Raw genomic sequence first — 16,662 nt, 5'->3', positions numbered from 1 at the left:
GTAGAGTTGCTTACATGTTGAACCTTGATCGCCTACGGACCCTGAGTGCGGTCGCCCGCCACGGTTCGGTGAGCGCGGCCGCCGACGGACTGCATGTGACGACCTCGGCCGTCTCGCAGCAGATCGCCAAGCTCGAGCGGGAGACCGGGCAGCAGCTGCTGGCGAAGAACGGGCGCGGAGTGCGGCTGACCGACGCCGGCCGGCTGCTCGCCGATCACGCGGGGCGCATCCTCTCCCAGGTCGAGCTGGCACAGGCCGAGCTGGAGGCGCATCGCGGCCAGGCGGTGGGTGAGCTGCGGCTGGGCGCGTTTCCCACCGCGGCGCGCGGGCTCTTCCCGGCCGCGCTCGCGGCCCTGCGCGCCGAGCACCCGCAACTGCGCGCCCGGCTACGGGAGATGGAACCGGACGAGTCGGTGCGCGGCGTGGTGCGCGGCGACACCGATCTGGCGGTCGTCCTGGACTGGTACAACCGGCCGCTGTCACTGCCCGAGGGATTGGCGAAGGCCCCGCTGCTGGACGATCCGGCCGACGTGGCGATGCCGTCGGCGCATCCGCTGGCCCAGCGGCAGTCCGTGGAGCTGGAGGAGTTCGCGGACGACGAGTGGATCTCCTGGCCGCAGGGGGAGTTCTGCCACGAGTGGCTGATGTTCACGCTGCGCAGCAAGGGCATCGAGCCGCGCATCGCGCATATGGCGGAGGAGCATCACACCCAACTCGCCCTGATCGCGGCCGGGTTGGGCGTCGCGGTGGCTCCGCGCCTCGGCCGCGGGCCGGTGCCGGAGGGGGTGAGCGTGGTGCCCGTACGCCATACGATGCGCCGCCATGTCTACGCCATCTGGCGCGCGGATGCCGACCGCAGGCCGTCGATCCGCGCCGCGGTGGGCGCGCTCCGCACGGCCGGGAAGCGTATGGAGGGCTGCTGACGCCGGAGCCGCCGGCCGCATCAGGACTCGGCAGCCCCCTCTCCGGCCGGTCCGACGATGTCGCGGATGATGCCCAGTTCCCGCAAGTCCTGTGGGCGGATGCGGAGTTGGTCGGCCGTGTCGTGGATCTGCGCCTCGTCGCGTTTGAGGATGGCCGCGGCCAGTTCCGGGGCGATCACGGAGAAGTAGCTGTCCGGTGTCGCCCAGAGCCGGTCCGGTGCGGCGAGGGCCAGTGCGCCGCCCGAACCGCCTTCACCGATGAGCAGGGAGGTGACCGGCACCCGGGCGGTGGCCAGCGCCGCGAAGGTGTCGGCGATGGCCGCGCCGGCACCGGCCCGCTCGGCCGCCGCGTCGTTCGCGGCGCCCGGGGTGTCCACCAGGGTGAGGACCGGGATGCCGAGCCGGTCCGCGAGCCGGACGAGGCGCGCGGCGGTACGGAAGCCGGCCGGGCGGGTGGCCGTGCCGCACTGGGCCGCGAAGGCGATCGTACGGCCGTCACGACGGCCGAATCCGCAGCGTATTCCGGGGTCGACACCGCCGCAGCGGTCGCCGCTGATCTCCTCAAGGTCGTCGAAGTACGCCCGCAGATACGCCTCGGCGCGCGGCCGCCGGGCCGCACGGGCGCGGACCACCGCACCCCAGCCGGTCTCCGGCAGCCCGGATGCGCCGAGTGCGTACGGCGGCGGTGCCGATTCGGTGGCGGGACGGCCGGGCTCCCTCGGGGCGCACAGCAGATGCAGCCACCGCTGCAGCGTGGCGCGCAGCCGGTCCGGCGGGACGATGGCGTCGATATGGCCGGACGCCAGCTGTCCCTCGGCGGAGTAGGCGCAGGGATCGGCGTCCGGGGGCCGGACCCGCGAGCCCGCGAAGCCGATCTGTGCCCCGGGGAGCGCGAGGATCACATCGGCGCCCGCACCGAGCGTGGCCCAGCCGCCGCCGGTCGTCGGATCGCGGAGTACGGCGAGCTGCGGCAGCCCGGCGGCACGGTTCAGCGCCGACTGCCCGGCCACCCGCTGGAGTTGGCTCAGCGCGCGCATGCCCTCCTGCATCCGGCTGCCGCCGGTGGCGATCAGCGACACGACCGGCAGGCCCCGCTCACGCGCCCGGGTGTAGGCGGCCTCCAGGCGGTCGCCGGTGCGTTCGCCGAGGGAGCCGCCCAGATAGCGGAACTCGAAGGAGACCACGACCGCTTCCGCCCCGCCGATCGTGGCCAGGGCCGTGACCACCGACTCGTCCTCGCCGGTCCGCGCGCGGGCCCGGGCCCGCGCATCGTCGTAGCCGCTCCAGCCGAGCGGGCCGTCCGGTGTGGACGACGCGGCGGGCACGGCGGACGGGGCTTCGAGCCGGCCGGACTCGGCGAGCTCGGTATACGTATCCGCGACCGCCGCGATGGCCTGACGGGCCGTCAGTCGGATGCAGGGCTTCGCCGCGGCGGAAGCGCCCTCGTCGCGCCCGCCCTCACGCACGGAGCTCTCGCTTCAGGATCTTGCCCATGTCGTTGCGCGGCAGCGCGTCCAGGAAGTGCACCGTGCGTGGGCGTTTGTGCGGCGCGAGCTGGCGGGCGACATGGTCGGCGAGCTCCTCGCCGGACGGCGCCGGGCCGGCATCCGGACCGGTCTCCACCACGACCCAGGCGACGATCCGCTCACCGAGGTCCTCGTCCGGCGCACCCGTGACGGCCGCCTCGGCGACGCCGGGGTGTGCCAGGAGCGCATTCTCGATCTCGCCCGCGCCGATCTTGTAGCCGCCGCTCTTGATCAGGTCGGTGGCCTTGCGGCCGACGATGCGGTAGTTCCCGGAGGCGTCGCGGATCGCCATGTCGCCGGTACGGAACCACCCGCCGTCGAAGGCGGCGGCGGTGGCGTCGGGGCGGTTGAGGTACTCCACGAAGAGGTTCGGGCCGCGGACCTGGATCTCGCCGACCGTCTCGCCGTCGTTCGTCTCGATGGCCCGGCCCGCGTCGTCGACGAGCCGGACATACACCCCCGGAAGCGGTACCCCGACCGTGCCCGCGGCGTCCGGACCGTCGGCCCGCACGCTGGTGTTCATGAGGGTTTCGGTCATGCCGTAGCGCTCGATCACGCGTCGGCCGGAGGCGGCCGCGATCCGCGCATGGTCGGTCAGCGGCAGCGCGGCCGATCCGGAGACCAGCAGCCGGGCGCGGGAGAGCGCCTTGGCGAGCGCCGGATCCCGGCCGGCCTCGGCGGCCAGGCGGTGGTACATCGTCGGCACGCCGAACAGCATCGTGCCGTCCGCGGACAGCTCCCGGGCGACCGCGTCGGTGCTGAAGCGGCCCAGGTGGTGCACGCTGCCGCCACGGCGCAGCGGCCCCAGGATGCCGAGGATCAGACCGTGGACATGAAACAGCGGCAGGGCGTGGACGAGGACGTCGTCGGCGGTCCACTGCCAGGCGTCCTCCAGCGCGTCGAGGGTGTGCGCGATGGCACGCCGGGGGAGGACCACGCCCTTGGGCGGTCCTGTGGTGCCGGAGGTGTAGACGATCAGGGCGGGGGCCTCGTCGCCCGGTTCGTACGGGAGCGAGGCCGGCCCGGGCTCCTCGGCCGGCTCGGCGGCGTCGACGTCGATACGGGGCAGCGCGCCGAGCGGACCCGGCAGGTCGGCGCCCGGCTCGGCCAGCACGAGCGACGGCGCGCTGTCCGCCACGATGTGCGCAAGCTCGCTCTCGCCGATCTTCGGGTTCACCGGTACGGCGGCTACCCCGGCGAGCAGGGCGGCCACCACGCCGACCGAGGTCTCCAGCGTCGGTGTCGCCCAGATCGCGATCCGGGTCTCGCCGCCGATCCGTTCGGCGAGCGCCCCCGCCACCGACGCCAGTTGGTGGTAGCTGAGTGCGCGGTCGCCGAAGCGCAGCGCGGGTGCGGGCGAAGCGTCGCGCAGCGCGGGGAAGAGCACGTTCACCGGATCTCCTTCGTCCTCGTCGGCGCCCGGACCGTCGCGGCCGGGCCGTCCCGCTCCCGCACCCTTGCGCGGTGCGCAGCGGGCTGACCCGTACCACTCTCGCAGAGACCACCGACAACGCGATCACCTCGCCGGGATCGGCCCCGTCCGCGCACGGCAATCGCGCCGATCGCGCGCCCTCACCCCGGGATCTTGCGGAAGTCCCACGAGGCGACGGACTCCGGCGTCAGACGCAGCCATGCGTGGCGGCCGTCGTGCGGCATCTCCGCCATCCCGAAGTACTTCCGCGCGAACAGCCGCTCCGGGGCGGTCAGTTCGGGGCACGGCTCGCCGGTGCGCGGCGCCTCGCCGACGAAGTCCGCACGGCCCGCCAGCTCTGCCCCGCGCAGCTCGCCGTACTCGTGCCCGTCGTCGACGACCACCGCGATCCGCGGGTCCGTGCGCAGCTGCGCCCACCGCTTGCTGCGGGTGATCGAATACAGCCACAGCGCCGCCCCGTCCCAGACGAACCACAGCGCCCCGACATGTGGCGCGCCGTCGCCCCCGACCGTCGCGACCCGGCAGGTGCGCTGCGCCCCGAGGAATACGTCCAACTCGTCCCGCGTCATCATGATCCGGCGCCCGCGCCGCTGAGTGTCGGCCATCCGTCATCGCCCTCCGCCGTGCATCCGCGTATCTGACACCGCTCTGACACCGACCACCTGTACCGAATCGCTGGCGGCCGACCCACCTGACTGAGTGTCAGAAATCATGAGGGCTCTTCCTGGCGGGCGCAATGCCCGATAGCCTCGCGCGCTCGAACAGGCCCGCCAGGGATCAGGCCCATCAGGGATTGGCCCGCCGGGGATCAGGCCCGCCAGAGGGGAATGCGATGTCTTCACACGCTGCACGGCTCATCGAGCAACTGGACCCGGCCACGACGGTGCTGCTCACCGTCGAGTGCCAGCGCGGTGTGGTCGGCCCGGACAGTGCGCTGCCCGAACTTGCCGACGCCGCCCGCACGTCGGGGGCGCTGGCGAACGTGGCCCGCCTGGTGGCGGCCGCGCACGACGCCGGCGTCCAGGTGCTGCACGCGGTCGCCGAACGCCGCCCCGACGGCCGCGGCGCCAATCACAACGCCCGCCTCTTCACGGCGGCCGCGCGGCTGCCCGTCCAGCAGCTCACCGGGTCCACCGCGGTGCGGATCGCCGATCCGATACCGGTCTCGGCGGACGATCTGGTGGTGCGCAGGCTGCACGGTCTCTCGCCGATCGCCGGCACCGATGTGGACGCGCTGCTGCGCAACTTCGGGTGCCGCGCGCTCGTCGTCACCGGGGTGTCGGCGAATGTGGCGATCCCCAACGCCGTGTTCGACGCGGTCAACCTCGGCTACACGGCCGTGGTGCCCGCGGACGCCATCGCCGGGGTGCCCGCCGACTACACCCCCGCGATGGTCCGCAACACCCTCGCCCTGGTCGCCACCGTCACCACCACCGACGACGTCCTGACCAGCTGGAAACGACCGCGCCGCGGCCGCTGACCCGGCCGCGGGGCCCGCCGGGCGGCCCGCTCCGGTCGGCCGAGGGTGACCGAGCCGCCCTTGACGTTCACCTTGGCGGGCGCCAGCCCCTTGGTGGCGGGGCCGTCCTTCACGCTGCCATCGGTGACGTCGAACTTGCTGCCGTGGCACATGCAGTTGATGGTGCCGCCGGAGACCTCGCCGACGAGGCAGCCCGCATGGGTGCAGACCGCGGAGAACGCCTTGAAGTCCTCTACCGAACTTCTCTGACCTGCGGGTATGCGGCTCAGGGCTCGTCTGACCTGCGGAGATCCAACTTTCAGGAGCTTTCAGGGTCATGCCGTTTTACGCAGGCGATTCTCCCCATGCGCTCCCCAGCACTGTGAAACTCCCCAGTTCCTCCCCAACGGACGGCCACATCCGTAGGAGGGCCGTCCCGAGCGCCAGGTCCTCCTGCGCCCGTACACGGAGTCGTCGGGACATCTGTACGTGATTGGGCGGCAGTTGCCTTTAAGGTGCTCCAGCAGCGATTCACCCTTCTGGAGCCTCGGGGTGCACCGGCGCCAGTAGAGTCGGTGGTTCTTCTGTCGCGAGGTCTCCGGCCCGTTCGCGTGTCGAAAGCGGTTCGTCTCCGTCGGTGCGGAGTGCTCCGGGGCTATCGCGGTCACTTCCGTACGGTCGTGAAGGAGAAGTCGTCCGCAGCGAGGACAGGGAGGCGGGCCTTGGCGGTCACCGGTCAGACGAAACACCCCCGCGTCGGCGGGGAGGACGTTCCGGAGGCCGTGGCCGTCATGCCCGGCTTCGCTAACCGGGATTGGGAGTTGTGCATGGCGGTAAGCGCTCTCGGCTGCCCCGGTCTCCGATCAATTCGCCCGAATCGCCATTGCGAGACGCGGACGCTGTCTCCTCAAGCTGTTGAAAATGATCACGAACGCGGCCCAGTCTGCGGAATCGCGCCTTCGAGCCAAAGTGGATATATGGCGGAATCCATCGGATCAGTGAATTGAGGTACAGCGAACCTGGCGGAATGGTCTTACACCTCTCCGGCGGAGAGCGACCTTCAACGTGATCCAGTGACGTTGCGCGAGTATGGCGAGCACCCCGAGGTCCGCCGGGCTGCCACTGCTGAGATGCTGACCGCAATCGTTGAGCGCATCGGGCGGCCGATGCGGTGTGGACCACGGCGCTGAAGGGTTGCAGCTGCCGGTGCGACGCACAGTGGAGATTGAAGGCATGGACAAGGCCGGGTTCGAGTGTGTGGGGCAGGCCGATCCGGCGTCGTACTTCCGCCCGTTGCCATACCTCTGGCAACGGCGTACATGTTGTATCCGATCTCGTGTGCGAGCGGCATGGGAGCCGGAGGTGGCCAGGCCCTGACCGCCTACGTGACCGACAGCCAGGGCCGGATCGCGCGGGTCACCCGTAGGCCGGCCGACGGCGCGGGGTACCTGCCGTCGATACGAGACCAGGGACGCCGCAGACCCCGATTCCGTCGGCGAACCGAGTGAACAGCCTTGCAGAGAGGACGAGTTCATTCTCCGGCCGGTGGGCCAACCTGGAGCCGAGCTCCGCGGGCCGTTGACCTGCCACCGACGGCACGTCGGCCACCGAAGGCGCGCCGGAAGATCTGCTCAGTCCCAGTCGTGGTCCTGGTCGTCGTCGTAGTGGTCATGATCGTCGTCCATGACGCCGTAGCCGTTGCCGTGGTCCGGTACGACGTCGGTGTGCTCGATGTTGATGACGTTCTGCGGCTCGTGCGCACCGGCTGCGTCAAAGGAGTGACCGTCGCCGATGTGGTCATCGTGACCCTGCTGCGGATCATGGTCGCCGTCGTGGTCACTTTGGCCGGAGCCGCCGGCTGAGTCACCCGCGGCCTGCCCGGAGACCCCGGCAATCATGCCCGCGCCGAAGGTGGTTCGGCCGGTGAGGGCTTGCAGCAGTGCCCGACGTTCCCGCCGTCTGCCGAGCGTCTCCACCGCTCTGCGCAACCGCTCGGACTCCTCCATATGGCCATCCGCGGCGAAACAATCGGCGGCGGCGCGCCACGCGGCGCGCCCGGCGCGGACATTTCGGGCGGCGAGGTGTGTCAGGCCGAGGTTCTCCAGGGCCTGCGCTTCACCGTACCGGTCGTCGGCATCGCGGAACAGCTTGGAGGCGAGGTCGTAATCGGTGGCCGCCTGCCCGGGGTCCGCCTTGCGGCGGGCCACATTGCCGAGATTGACCAGCGACTGAGCCACGCCGCGTACGTCCCCGGCCCGTCTGCGTACCGCCATCGCCTCCAGGTGGCAGTTGGATGCGCTGGTGTAGGAACCGTTGTTGTAGTGGAGGTTGCCGAGGTTGGTCAGGACGTTCGCCAGCGTCGTGGGGTCATCCGCCGCACGGCAGAATTCCGCGACCCTCTCGTATCGGGTGATCGCCTTGGCCACGGCCCAAGGTGAGACTTCGACGTCCTGCAAGAGGCGCAGGACCTGGCCGAGCACCACCCGGGTGCCCTGGTCGTTTCCGGCCGTTCGGTACGCCCTGCGGGCCCGGTGGTAGCAGTCCAGGGCGTCATCGAACCGGCGCCGCTGGGCGTGCGCGCGCCCGATGTGTCGGAGGAGGTCGCCTTCGCTCGTGTGGTCACCGGTCTCACGGGCGCAGCGGGCGGCCAGTTCGTGGACGCCGGTCCAGTCGGCCCAGTGCTTGCGCAGATCGAAGTACGAGGTCAGAGGCAGGGCCAGCGCCGTCGCGTCGGCGGGGAAGCCGGAGGCGGCGGCCAGCCGCACGGCGCCAACCAGCGCCGGGTTCTCGCTGTCGAGCCATCGCAGCGCCGACGCCCGGTCGGCGAACCGGTCACCTGCGCCACGGGTCGAGCCGTACCTGAGCCATGCGTCGGCCTGACGGGCGATCCGCACATAATGGCGCAACAGCCGTGCGACGGCATGCCGCCTGACGGTATCCGGGTCCTCCCGCTCGGCGCGCTCGCGCGCATACAGCCGGAGCACGTCATGGAGCCGGTATGTGCCGTATTGCGCGCCGCTCTCCGCGACCACGTGGGCGTTCGCGAGCGATTCCAGGTGAGCGGTGACCTCGGAGAGCGGCAGACCCGTCAACTCGGCGGCGTCCTCGGTGGGGAAGTGGGATCCGGGGTGCAGTGAGACCAGGCGGAAGAGCCGAGCCTGTTCCGGTGGGAGCCGGGCGTAGGACAGATCGAAGGCAGCCCGTACCGCGGTGGTACCGGAGCCGAGATCGAGCGGCCCGGAGGCTTCCCGCAGCCTGGTGACGAGGGCCTGGACCGGCATGTGCTCGACGGCCACGAGCTTGGCCACCGCAAGGTCCAACGCGAGCGGGAGGTGCCCGCACACCTCCGCAAGTGCCCGGAGGTCCGTGAGGTCGCCCGCCCGCTCGTCGCCGGGCCGGGCCTTGGTCATGGCCATCTGGAGGAAGGCGACGGCCTCCGCCTCGTCGAAGACGGTGACCCGGCGCTGCCGTGCGCCCGTGAGTCCGGCGCCTGCCAGTCGCTGCCGGCCGATGACGAGCGTGCAGTTGCGCGGGTGGGGCGGCAGCAGTGGCTCGATCTGTTCGTGTGAGGACGCGTTGTCCAGCAGCACGAGGACCGGATGCCCGCACCGCGCCAAGCCGCTGAGCCGGGAGCGGTAATGCATCGAGCGCGCCTGCACGGTCTCGCCCATGGTCTCCGCGGGAAATCCCAGCGCGCGCAGCAGTGCGCCGAGCGCCCCGACGACATCGGGCTTCAACGAGGGGTCCTCGTAGGCCCGCAGGTCCACGTAGAGCTGGTGGTTGTACCACTTGCGGACTGCCGCCTCATGCCCGGCCCGCAGTGCCAGGCCGGTCTTCCCGCCGCCCGGTGGCCCGGAGAGCATCACCACCGTCCTGCCCTGCTCCCACGTATCGACGGAGCTCCGCCATTTCCGCACCGCCGTACGTGTGCCCTGCAGCCGCAGCGGCGCCTTGCGTGGCCGTACGTCCTCCAAGATCTCCGTCAGCAGCCGGTCCCGGCCGACGAAGATCTCCGGCGCCGGTGGCAGGCCGGCGAGCACCACCGGCGTGGGCGGCGGCAGCACCAGGGTGCCGATGCTGCCCGCCTGCACGACCGGGCCGAAGGCCGTACCGCTGAACTCGTTATGGACGTCCCCCATCCGCCTTTTGTAGCGCAAGGCGCGGCGGCTGGGGCGGAGAATGCCGTAGGATCCCCGCCCTCGAAGACGACCCGGCCGCCGTCGTGGCCCGCGCCGGGGCGGCCGGTCAGGAGTGGTTCACGGTGGACCCCGCCCAGCCTCTGGCCGGGCGGGGTCCACGGGCGACCGGCAGCGGAGCAGGGGCTTGCGCACAGTCGAGGCGGTGTTCGCCTGGCCGATTCAGTGCTCCTGGAACAGCGACTGGGCGTGGTTCAGGCCGTACCTGGCGACATCGGTTCCCAGTGTGACCCCGGCCTCGTCCGCGAGTCGGGTGTGGATGCCCAGCCAGACCCGCGCGTCCATGTTCTCCAGCGTGAGCTGGTGCCATGCGGTGTAGGTACGGACGACGCCTGGTGCGGTGCCGCTGGTCAGGGTGAACGGGGCCGTGCGCGGTCCTACGAGGGCGGTGAGAACGGTTTCCGCCGCGCCTGCGTAGGTGTTGTGGCCGCTGGGGTAGTCCGGGTGCGCCGGGGTGGTGTGCAGTGGGGTCCATGACGGGTCGGCAGGGATCTCGCCGACGCCTGTTCGGATCGCGGTGACGGGGCGCCACAGCGGGTAGGTGTACTTGCTGTCGGAGGTGGCGATCTGGGTGTCCACCAGCGTGGCGTTGGACAGGGCGACGAGTTCGGCCTGCTTGCGCAGCGGCTGGTGCGAGGTGGCGGCGAGCGCGACGCGAATCGGCTTGGTCCACAGGACCAGCGAGGAGCCGAACCAGAAGTTGGCCGTGTCGGTCTGCCGCGCGGTGCGCACGGTGCTGTTCAGCTCGCCGAAGTCTCGAACCTCCTTGAGGTCGGTCCGGTACCGCTTGGACGTCAGAGCGGGAGGCGCGGGCAGTCGGAACTGACGGGCGCTTTTCAGCAGGAAGGGCCGGGCGAACCGGCTGCCGTTTTGGATGGCGGGGGCGAACGCGGGCGGGGTGGGTTGCCAGACGCCTGGCGCGGCCGGCGGCACGGTGAAGGGGGCGTTCACCGAGGCCGCATCGAGGCCGTCTCCCTCGCGGTCGTGCAGGACCTCCAGCGCCTGGCGTTCGCCAGCTGCGGCGCCCAAGGTCTCGGCCGGGCCGTCGGGGGTCTGATCCAGGGTCTGCTGCAGGGCGGCATCCAGCTCCGGGGCACGGGTGGGCACCAGCTCGACCAGGGCGCGGTGCACCGCAGCGGCCAGCGCCGCGTCCTGGTAGTCCCTACGGTCGACCCCAGACGGCACGTGTTGCAGGGCCCGCGCCGCCGCGATCCAACTGATCGCCCAGGTACGGCTGTTGGTCACCGGAGGGAGTGATGAGCCAGCCGTCGCGATCGTGTCAGCTGTGGTGTCGTACCAGGCGAGCGCCACGGAGGTGCGACCGTGCGCAGGCGCAGGGGCGGCGGCGACGCTCGGCGCTGCGCCGGAGGTGACCAGCAGTGCCGTGGAGGCCACCAGGGCCACACGGGTCTTCGGGGAGTTCATGGGAGTAGCTCCTCATGGTGAGGTGGGGGCCGGGTGTCGGCCCGGTCGTCTGGCAGTCATGTGCGACGGGACGTAGAGAATTGACGGGACGTAGAGAATTGAGGACCGTGCACCGGCCGCAGCAGGTTCCCGGACGAAGCCGTGGGGCCCAGGCCCGGGAACCTGCGGAGCACGGTGCCGTGTCGGACCGGACGCCCTGCCCGCGGCCAGGGATGCCGCTGCGAGCGGGGGCGGTCTTCGGCGTGGCCGGGCGTGCGCCGGCAATGATGTATCCGGGGAGCCGGCGAGCCCAGGAAGTGCCCGGACATGTCTGCAGCCGAGTAACGGGTGTCCGCAGGGGACCACGTACGGAGCAGCAGACGAAGACGGGAAGACGGCATCGTCGTCGCTCCGTCTCATCAGCGCCGGCGCGCACTGCGGCACACGCGCAGGCGTTCACAGGCCCAGCAGCGGCGCCCTCCTGACCTGGCGGGGATCAGGCGGGGTCGGCGTTGATGTGGAAGGGGACGGTGACGATGTTGGAGGCGACGCCCATCCGCTTCAGGTCCTTGGCGCCGATCTTCCCATCGCCGTTGAGGTCCTTCACGACGCCGGGTGCGTCGTTGTAGATGCCGTCGTGGTTGAGGTCGTCGACGACGGCCACGGTCAGGGTGGTGTCGACGTTCTGCCCCACGATGGGGGCGCCGACGATCCAGGTGTCCCACAGTTCGGTCTTGTGCGGGGTGCGGTTGGTGACGCCGGAGAGGTTGAACAGGTTGGCCAGGTTGGTGCCGGGCCCGGAGAAGCCGGGGAGGGTGCTGTTGGTGGTGGAGTCCAGCACGACCAGTCCAGGGATCTTGTCGTCCTGGCCGGTGGAGAACGTGCCGGGGAAGGGGGTGATGTCGTTGTGCGCGGCCGGGCCGGTGAGCTGAAGCCCGTTGAAGCCGGTCCGGGCCAGGGTCTTGCCCCGGAAGGAGAGCTTCAGGTCCACGAACCAGCCCTTGCCCTCCACGCCCGCGTCGTCCCCGGGCTTGGGCGCGAAGACGTCCACCTTGACCGGGTGCTTTTTGGTGGAGGCGGACGTGTCCAGGCTCGAGGCGTTCGCGCTGGAGAGCCCGGAGACCGCGGCGCCCAGGCCGAGGATCATGGCCGCACCCGTGCCGAGGGCCCAGCCGAGCTTTTTCTTCCGCATGACGTGTTCTCCTGAGTGTTGGGAGGCTTGCCGTCATGTGTACGACCACCTGCGGCACCCGGTTCAGCCCGCAGGTCGACCGGTAATGCTTTGTTGGGTGGCGCGCGCCGGGGGGCTGGTCACGGTCGTGTTCCGGCGGTTCTTCGTCCGTATGGCTCCGGACGAGCTGGGCCGTTCACGCGATGAGCTGGAGGCGTTCGCGGCGGAGGTGTTCGTTCCCCTGCGGAGCTCGGACCAGCAGGGCAAGGGCGTGAGCTACCTGCGCGGTCAGCCGCTGGGCGGACGGCGCAAGTCGATGCGGCCAATGGCGAGCGGCTGGGCATCGACCACCAGTGCCTGCGACAGTTCATGGCAGGTCGGGCTCCCGAAGGGCGACCCGGGCGACGGACTCAGCGTCGATCGGGCGGATTTGCCCCGCTCGCGGGCGGAGCGCCGGGCGCCGGCCATAAGCCGGTCGTCGCGCTCGCCGGCATCGGCATGAACTTGAATCCCCAGCTCGTCGTATACGTAGGGCAAGGGCACACGATCAGTGCCTCAGGACACAAGAAACCGCATGTCGCAGCCGTCCTCGAAGACGGCGCAGCCGGTGCGGTCATGTAGGGAAGTGAGTCGGATGGATCGGATCTGGTTCCGCGCCTCCCCGGGGCGCGGACTGTCCACCGCCTGCTGGGCCCGGCGATGCTCCAAGCGACCCCAGCCTGCGAGACGAGGACATCGAGCGTGACGCCGGACGAGCAGTTGATGACTGCGTTGTACACCGAGCACCACGATGTGCTGCTCTCCTTCGTGCACAGGTACGTGCACAGTCCTGAGCAGGCGGAGGACGTCGTGCAGGAGACGCTGCTGCGGGCGTGGCGCAGCATCGACAAGATCGAGCCACGCCACGTCACCATCCGCTCCTATCTCTTCACGATCGCCCGCAACGTGCTCACCGACGGCTGGCGCGCTGAGCAGCGGCGTCCGGAACCGCTCTACGACAACGAGGCACTCGCGGCTGTACCTTCTGCCGATGATGTGGAGGCGGCGCTGGAGGGGCACGTGATTTCCGCAGCGTTGGAACGCTTGTCCAGCGAGCATCGTGACGTGATCCAGGCGCTGTACTTCGAGGGGCTGACCGTCGCCGAGTCCGCGTCACGGCTCACGATCCCGGAGGGAACGGTCAAGTCCCGCGCTTACTACGCCGTACGCAACCTGCGCGCAGCCTTTGAAGAAATGGGAGTTCTACGGTGAGTACCGACCACGATGACGTGCGCATGCTGATCGGCGCGTATGTGCTGGGCGGTCTCAGCGAGACCGACCGCCGCGTCCTGGAGTCCCATCTGCCCACGTGCCAGGAATGCCGTGACGAGCTCGCGCGCTCGGCCCCGCTGGCGGGACTGCTCCGCCGTGCCCCGGGCATGTCCGCGCCCGGTCCTCAGGCCACGCGCGAGGCCGACACCGAAGCGGCGCCCCCGGCTTCGTCGGCCGGGCTCGACCGCCTGCTGGAGCAGGTCCGCGCCGCCGATGTCGCACGCAGGCGCCGGGCTCGTCGGCAGTGGCTGGCACTGGCTGCGGCCCTGATCGTGGTTGCCGGGCTCGGACTGGGGTCGATGCTGCCGTTCCGGAACTCGACCGGCCCGGCCACGGCCTTCACCTCGGCCGCCGGGTACTCCGTGTCCGGCCGTGCCACGCTCACGGCCAAGCCCTGGGGCACTGCGGTGAGCGTCACCCTGGCCGACCTGCCCGCAGGAGCACCAGGACCCTTCATCCTCCAGGTCTCCTCGGCAGACGGCCGCAAGGAGCAGGCGGCCACCTGGGCAATCACCCCCAACGGCAGCGCCGCTGTGACGGGGGCGAGTGCCCTGCACCTTCCCGACATCCGATCCATCTCCGTGATGGACCATGCGGGACGCCTGGTCGCCACGACCCGACCACTCTGACCTTGCCTCGACCACCGGGCGTTACCTCTTGATCGTGGACACTCTGATCATTGGATCGTGAAGATCCATAGGGCAGGAGTTCCCGTTGGGGACGTCGAAATACTCGCCTGAGTTCCGGGCCGATGCCGTCACGCTGTACCACCCGAGCCCGAGTGGGACGTACGCGTCGGTGGCCAAGGACCTGGGCGTCAACCACGAGACGCTCCGCACTTGGGTGCGGGATGCCGAGCAGGTCGCCCGGCCCGGGGTCGTGGAGGCCACCGCGATGGAGAAGGAGAACCGGCAGCTGCGGGCGCGGGTGAGGAACTCGAGCTCGAGCGGGAGATCCTGTGGAGGGCCGCGAAGTATTTCGCGGCCGAGACCAGCTGGTGAGCAGCCGCTTCCAGTTCGTCGAGGATCACCGTGGCGCCTTCGGCGTCAAGCGGCTCTGCCGGCAGGCGGCGGTGCGAAACAGCAGCGGGGGTTCACCGGCCAGGCGGCGGACAGGAACTACCGGAGTCGGCAGCGGATCCACAGGCCCTACTGACCGTTCCGGTGGCGAGACTGTCATGGAGACCCGCGCCTGTCCCGGCGGGGGACCTGATCGTCGTCGGTCTGTGCCGCGCGCGGTCTACCCGTGGTCCAGCTGCCTCCTCAGCCACCGCTCGACCCCTGCGACGTGTACGGACGACGCGGCGCGGGCCGACTCCGGATCGCGGTCGATCAGGGCCTCGTAGATCCGCGTGTGCTCGAGGTGGGTCCGCTCGAAGGCGCTCTCTTCCTCGTAGCCGCGCCACACCCGGGTGCGGAACGTCTTTGACGAGAGGCCGTCGAGGACCGCGGCCATGGACTCGTTGCCCGAGGCCGTGGCGATGGCCCGATGGAAGGCGAGGTCGTGCGCGAGGATCTCCTCCGGGTCGCTGCTCATCTCCATAGCTTTGAGGTGCTGTTCCACCTCGGCCAGCTGCTCGGGTCCGATACGCGCCGCGGCCAAGCCCGTCGCCGAGGACTCCAAGACCCGTCGGACTTCGAGGAGTTCGAGCAGGCGCGGGCCGGGCGAAAGGCCCGCGACGGCGCCGAAGGCCTCCAGGAGGCCACCGGCGTCGAGCTGGGTGACGTAGACCCCCGAACCGTGCCGGGACTCGAGCACGCCCATGACGGTCAGGGCGCGGATCGCCTCGCGCATGGAGCTGCGGGAGATGCCGAGCTGTGCCGCCAGCTCACGCTCTGTGGGCAACCGCTGCCCCGGCTCCAGGGTCCCCTCTCCGATCATTGACTTGATCCGGTCGATGGCCCGTTGGGCCACCGTTACCTTCGGTACGTCTGCCCGTTCCGCGCGCGTCTCCATATCGTCCTCCGTAGTTCGCTAAGCGGAGTCTAGATCCGCAATTGGTCGGACCACCACGGCCGAATCTGAGGTAACTGCCGGGCTGAAGCCCATTGACGTGGCTAAGTGGTCCGATGAATAGTCTTACTCGGTCGGTGAAGAGCCCCGGACCCCATCTCCTGCACATCCCAGCAAACCCCCACGATTCAGTACAGCGCCATCAGTGAGGAGCCGCAGCAATGGCCAGAAGGACTCTGAGAATCACGTCGCGGACAGTCCGAACGGCGGCCGGGGTCACCTGTGCCGCTCTCGCCCTGTCGGCGTGCGGAAGCACCAAGGACACCGCCTCCAGCGGCGGAGAAGGCAAGGTCGGCGTCGTCCTTCCGCTCCTGACCTCGCCGTTCTGGCAGTCGTACAACGACTACATCCCCAAGATGGCGAAGTCCGAGGGTGTCGAGGCCATGAAGACGGTGAACTCCAACAGCGACCCGACGCAGCAGATCACCGACATCAACAACCAGCTCAACCAGGACGTCAAGGGCCTGGTTGTGGCCCCGCTCGACAGCGCCGCCATCTCCGCGAGCCTGGACCAGGCCGAGCGTAAGGGCGTTCCGGTCGTCGCCGTCGACGTCGCGCCCGAAAAGGGCAAGGTCGCGATGGTCGTACGGGCCAGCAACGTGGCGTACGGCGAAAAGGCCTGCGACTACCTCGGCGGGCAGGTGTGGCACGGCAAGGTCGTGCAGATCATGGGCGACCTGGCGTCGGTCAACGGCCGGGAGCGCTCGGAGGCGTTCCGTGCTTGCATCAAGAAGAAGTACACGGATCTGAAGGTCCTGGAGATCCCCGCCAAGTGGGAGTCGGACGCGGCCGCGTCCAAGCTGGATACGCTGCTCAACGCCAACCCGGACATCAAGGGGATCTACCTGCAGGCCGGTGGCGTCTACCTCGCGCCGACCCTGCAGATCCTCAAGGCCAAGGGGATGCTGAAGAAGGTCGGCGAGAAGGGGCACATCGCCGTTGTCTCGAACGATGGCATTCCGGAGGAGCTCGCCGCGATCCGCAAGGGCCAGATCGACGCCACGGTCTCGCAGCCCGCTGACGCGTACGCCAAGTACGCCATGCACTACATCAAGGCGGCGATGGCCGGGAAGACCTTCGAGCCAGGCCCGACGGACCACAACTCGACGATCGTCACGTTGCCGAACGGCGCCCTGGAGGACCAGCTGTACGCGCCGCTGGTCACCAAGGAGAACATCGACGACCCCGGTCTGTGGGGAAACACCGTCAAGTGAACGCCGTCGACAC

At 70.1% G+C, this 16,662-nt stretch carries 13 protein-coding genes and 2 pseudogenes; 7 read left to right on the top strand and 8 right to left on the bottom strand.

Annotated elements, in window-relative coordinates; all coding sequences use genetic code 11:
• Positions 1 to 14 precede the first annotated feature (14 nt).
• Entirely contained in the window at positions 15 to 923 is a 909-nt protein-coding gene (locus KI385_RS07140; protein ID WP_238571371.1) for a LysR family transcriptional regulator, read from the top strand.
• 20 nt (positions 924 to 943) lie between these two features.
• Here the strand turns inward: KI385_RS07140 and KI385_RS07135 are convergent, their stop codons facing one another.
• From KI385_RS07135 to KI385_RS07125, 3 genes are all read right to left on the bottom strand, one after another.
• Complete coding sequence (locus tag KI385_RS07135) at positions 944 to 2,314, bottom strand: carboxyl transferase domain-containing protein (protein WP_425357061.1); 1,371 nt, start codon at positions 2,312 to 2,314, stop codon at positions 944 to 946.
• Positions 2,315 to 2,381: 67 nt separating this feature from the next.
• Positions 2,382 to 3,842, bottom strand: a complete 1,461-nt coding sequence (locus tag KI385_RS07130) for an acyl-CoA synthetase (protein WP_238571369.1) — start codon at positions 3,840 to 3,842, stop codon at positions 2,382 to 2,384.
• A 179-nt stretch (positions 3,843 to 4,021) separates the two neighbouring features.
• A complete protein-coding gene (locus KI385_RS07125; protein WP_238571368.1) occupies positions 4,022 to 4,486 on the bottom strand; it encodes a pyridoxamine 5'-phosphate oxidase family protein in 465 nt (154 codons plus the stop codon).
• 227 nt (positions 4,487 to 4,713) lie between these two features.
• On the opposite strand from KI385_RS07125, the gene KI385_RS07120 reads away from it, so the two are divergent.
• On the top strand, positions 4,714 to 5,361 hold the full coding sequence (locus tag KI385_RS07120; RefSeq protein ID WP_238571367.1) for an isochorismatase family protein: 648 nt from the start codon (positions 4,714 to 4,716) through the stop codon (positions 5,359 to 5,361).
• A gap of 41 nt (positions 5,362 to 5,402) precedes the next feature.
• Here the strand turns inward: KI385_RS07120 and KI385_RS07115 are convergent.
• From KI385_RS07115 to KI385_RS07100, 4 genes and pseudogenes are all read right to left on the bottom strand, one after another.
• A pseudogene (locus KI385_RS07115) lies at positions 5,403 to 5,591 on the bottom strand (Rieske (2Fe-2S) protein); the annotation flags it as partial.
• A gap of 1,380 nt (positions 5,592 to 6,971) precedes the next feature.
• The gene (locus KI385_RS07110; protein WP_238571366.1) at positions 6,972 to 9,479 is read right to left on the bottom strand and encodes an ATP-binding protein; all 2,508 of its coding nucleotides are present in this window, start codon (positions 9,477 to 9,479) and stop codon (positions 6,972 to 6,974) included.
• A 219-nt stretch (positions 9,480 to 9,698) separates the two neighbouring features.
• Positions 9,699 to 10,961, bottom strand: a complete 1,263-nt coding sequence (locus KI385_RS07105) for a vanadium-dependent haloperoxidase (RefSeq protein ID WP_238571365.1) — start codon at positions 10,959 to 10,961, stop codon at positions 9,699 to 9,701.
• A gap of 475 nt (positions 10,962 to 11,436) precedes the next feature.
• A complete protein-coding gene (locus KI385_RS07100; protein ID WP_238571362.1) occupies positions 11,437 to 12,132 on the bottom strand; it encodes a hypothetical protein in 696 nt (231 codons plus the stop codon).
• A gap of 151 nt (positions 12,133 to 12,283) precedes the next feature.
• Between KI385_RS07100 and KI385_RS44560 the strand changes: the two are divergent.
• The 4 genes and pseudogenes from KI385_RS44560 to KI385_RS07080 form a co-directional block, all read left to right on the top strand.
• Positions 12,284 to 12,483: pseudogene (locus KI385_RS44560) on the top strand (IS701 family transposase); the annotation flags it as partial.
• Between the two features lie 369 nt (positions 12,484 to 12,852).
• The gene (locus tag KI385_RS07090) at positions 12,853 to 13,362 is read left to right on the top strand and encodes a sigma-70 family RNA polymerase sigma factor (protein WP_238571359.1); all 510 of its coding nucleotides are present in this window, start codon (positions 12,853 to 12,855) and stop codon (positions 13,360 to 13,362) included.
• Positions 13,359 to 14,051 carry an anti-sigma factor family protein gene (locus tag KI385_RS07085; RefSeq protein ID WP_238571358.1) on the top strand — a complete coding sequence of 231 codons (693 nt, stop codon included), beginning with the start codon at positions 13,359 to 13,361 and terminating at the stop codon, positions 14,049 to 14,051. Before KI385_RS07090 ends, KI385_RS07085 begins: the two co-directional genes overlap by 4 nt.
• 85 nt (positions 14,052 to 14,136) lie before the next feature.
• Complete coding sequence (locus KI385_RS07080) at positions 14,137 to 14,577, top strand: transposase (RefSeq protein WP_425356880.1); 441 nt, start codon at positions 14,137 to 14,139, stop codon at positions 14,575 to 14,577.
• 84 nt (positions 14,578 to 14,661) lie between these two features.
• Here KI385_RS07080 and KI385_RS07075 read toward each other — a convergent pair whose 3' ends face one another.
• Positions 14,662 to 15,378, bottom strand: coding sequence for a FadR/GntR family transcriptional regulator (locus KI385_RS07075; RefSeq protein ID WP_238571357.1), 717 nt, complete (start codon positions 15,376 to 15,378; stop codon positions 14,662 to 14,664).
• A gap of 218 nt (positions 15,379 to 15,596) precedes the next feature.
• Between KI385_RS07075 and KI385_RS07070 the strand changes: the two genes are divergently transcribed.
• Positions 15,597 to 16,649 (top strand): sugar ABC transporter substrate-binding protein, encoded by a 1,053-nt coding sequence (locus tag KI385_RS07070; RefSeq protein ID WP_238571356.1) that lies wholly within the window; start codon positions 15,597 to 15,599, stop codon positions 16,647 to 16,649.
• Positions 16,650 to 16,662: the final 13 nt, after the last annotated feature.

The organism is Streptomyces inhibens (assembly GCF_022221585.1).
GTDB lineage: Bacteria > Actinomycetota > Actinomycetes > Streptomycetales > Streptomycetaceae > Streptomyces > Streptomyces inhibens.
The sequence above is the reverse complement of the archived record's forward strand: the minus strand, read 5'-3'. Positions and strand labels throughout refer to the sequence as shown.

Coding starts and splice junctions, on each gene's coding strand:
- KI385_RS07125 (WP_238571368.1), bottom strand. CDS start 4,486: ATGGCCGACACTCAGCGGCGCGGGCGCCGGATCATGATGACGCGGGAC.
- KI385_RS07100 (WP_238571362.1), bottom strand. CDS start 12,132: ATGCGGAAGAAAAAGCTCGGCTGGGCCCTCGGCACGGGTGCGGCCATG.
- KI385_RS07070 (WP_238571356.1), top strand. CDS start 15,597: ATGGCCAGAAGGACTCTGAGAATCACGTCGCGGACAGTCCGAACGGCG.
- KI385_RS07105 (WP_238571365.1), bottom strand. CDS start 10,961: ATGAACTCCCCGAAGACCCGTGTGGCCCTGGTGGCCTCCACGGCACTG.
- KI385_RS07075 (WP_238571357.1), bottom strand. CDS start 15,378: ATGGAGACGCGCGCGGAACGGGCAGACGTACCGAAGGTAACGGTGGCC.
- KI385_RS07110 (WP_238571366.1), bottom strand. CDS start 9,479: ATGGGGGACGTCCATAACGAGTTCAGCGGTACGGCCTTCGGCCCGGTC.
- KI385_RS07140 (WP_238571371.1), top strand. CDS start 15: ATGTTGAACCTTGATCGCCTACGGACCCTGAGTGCGGTCGCCCGCCAC.
- KI385_RS07120 (WP_238571367.1), top strand. CDS start 4,714: ATGTCTTCACACGCTGCACGGCTCATCGAGCAACTGGACCCGGCCACG.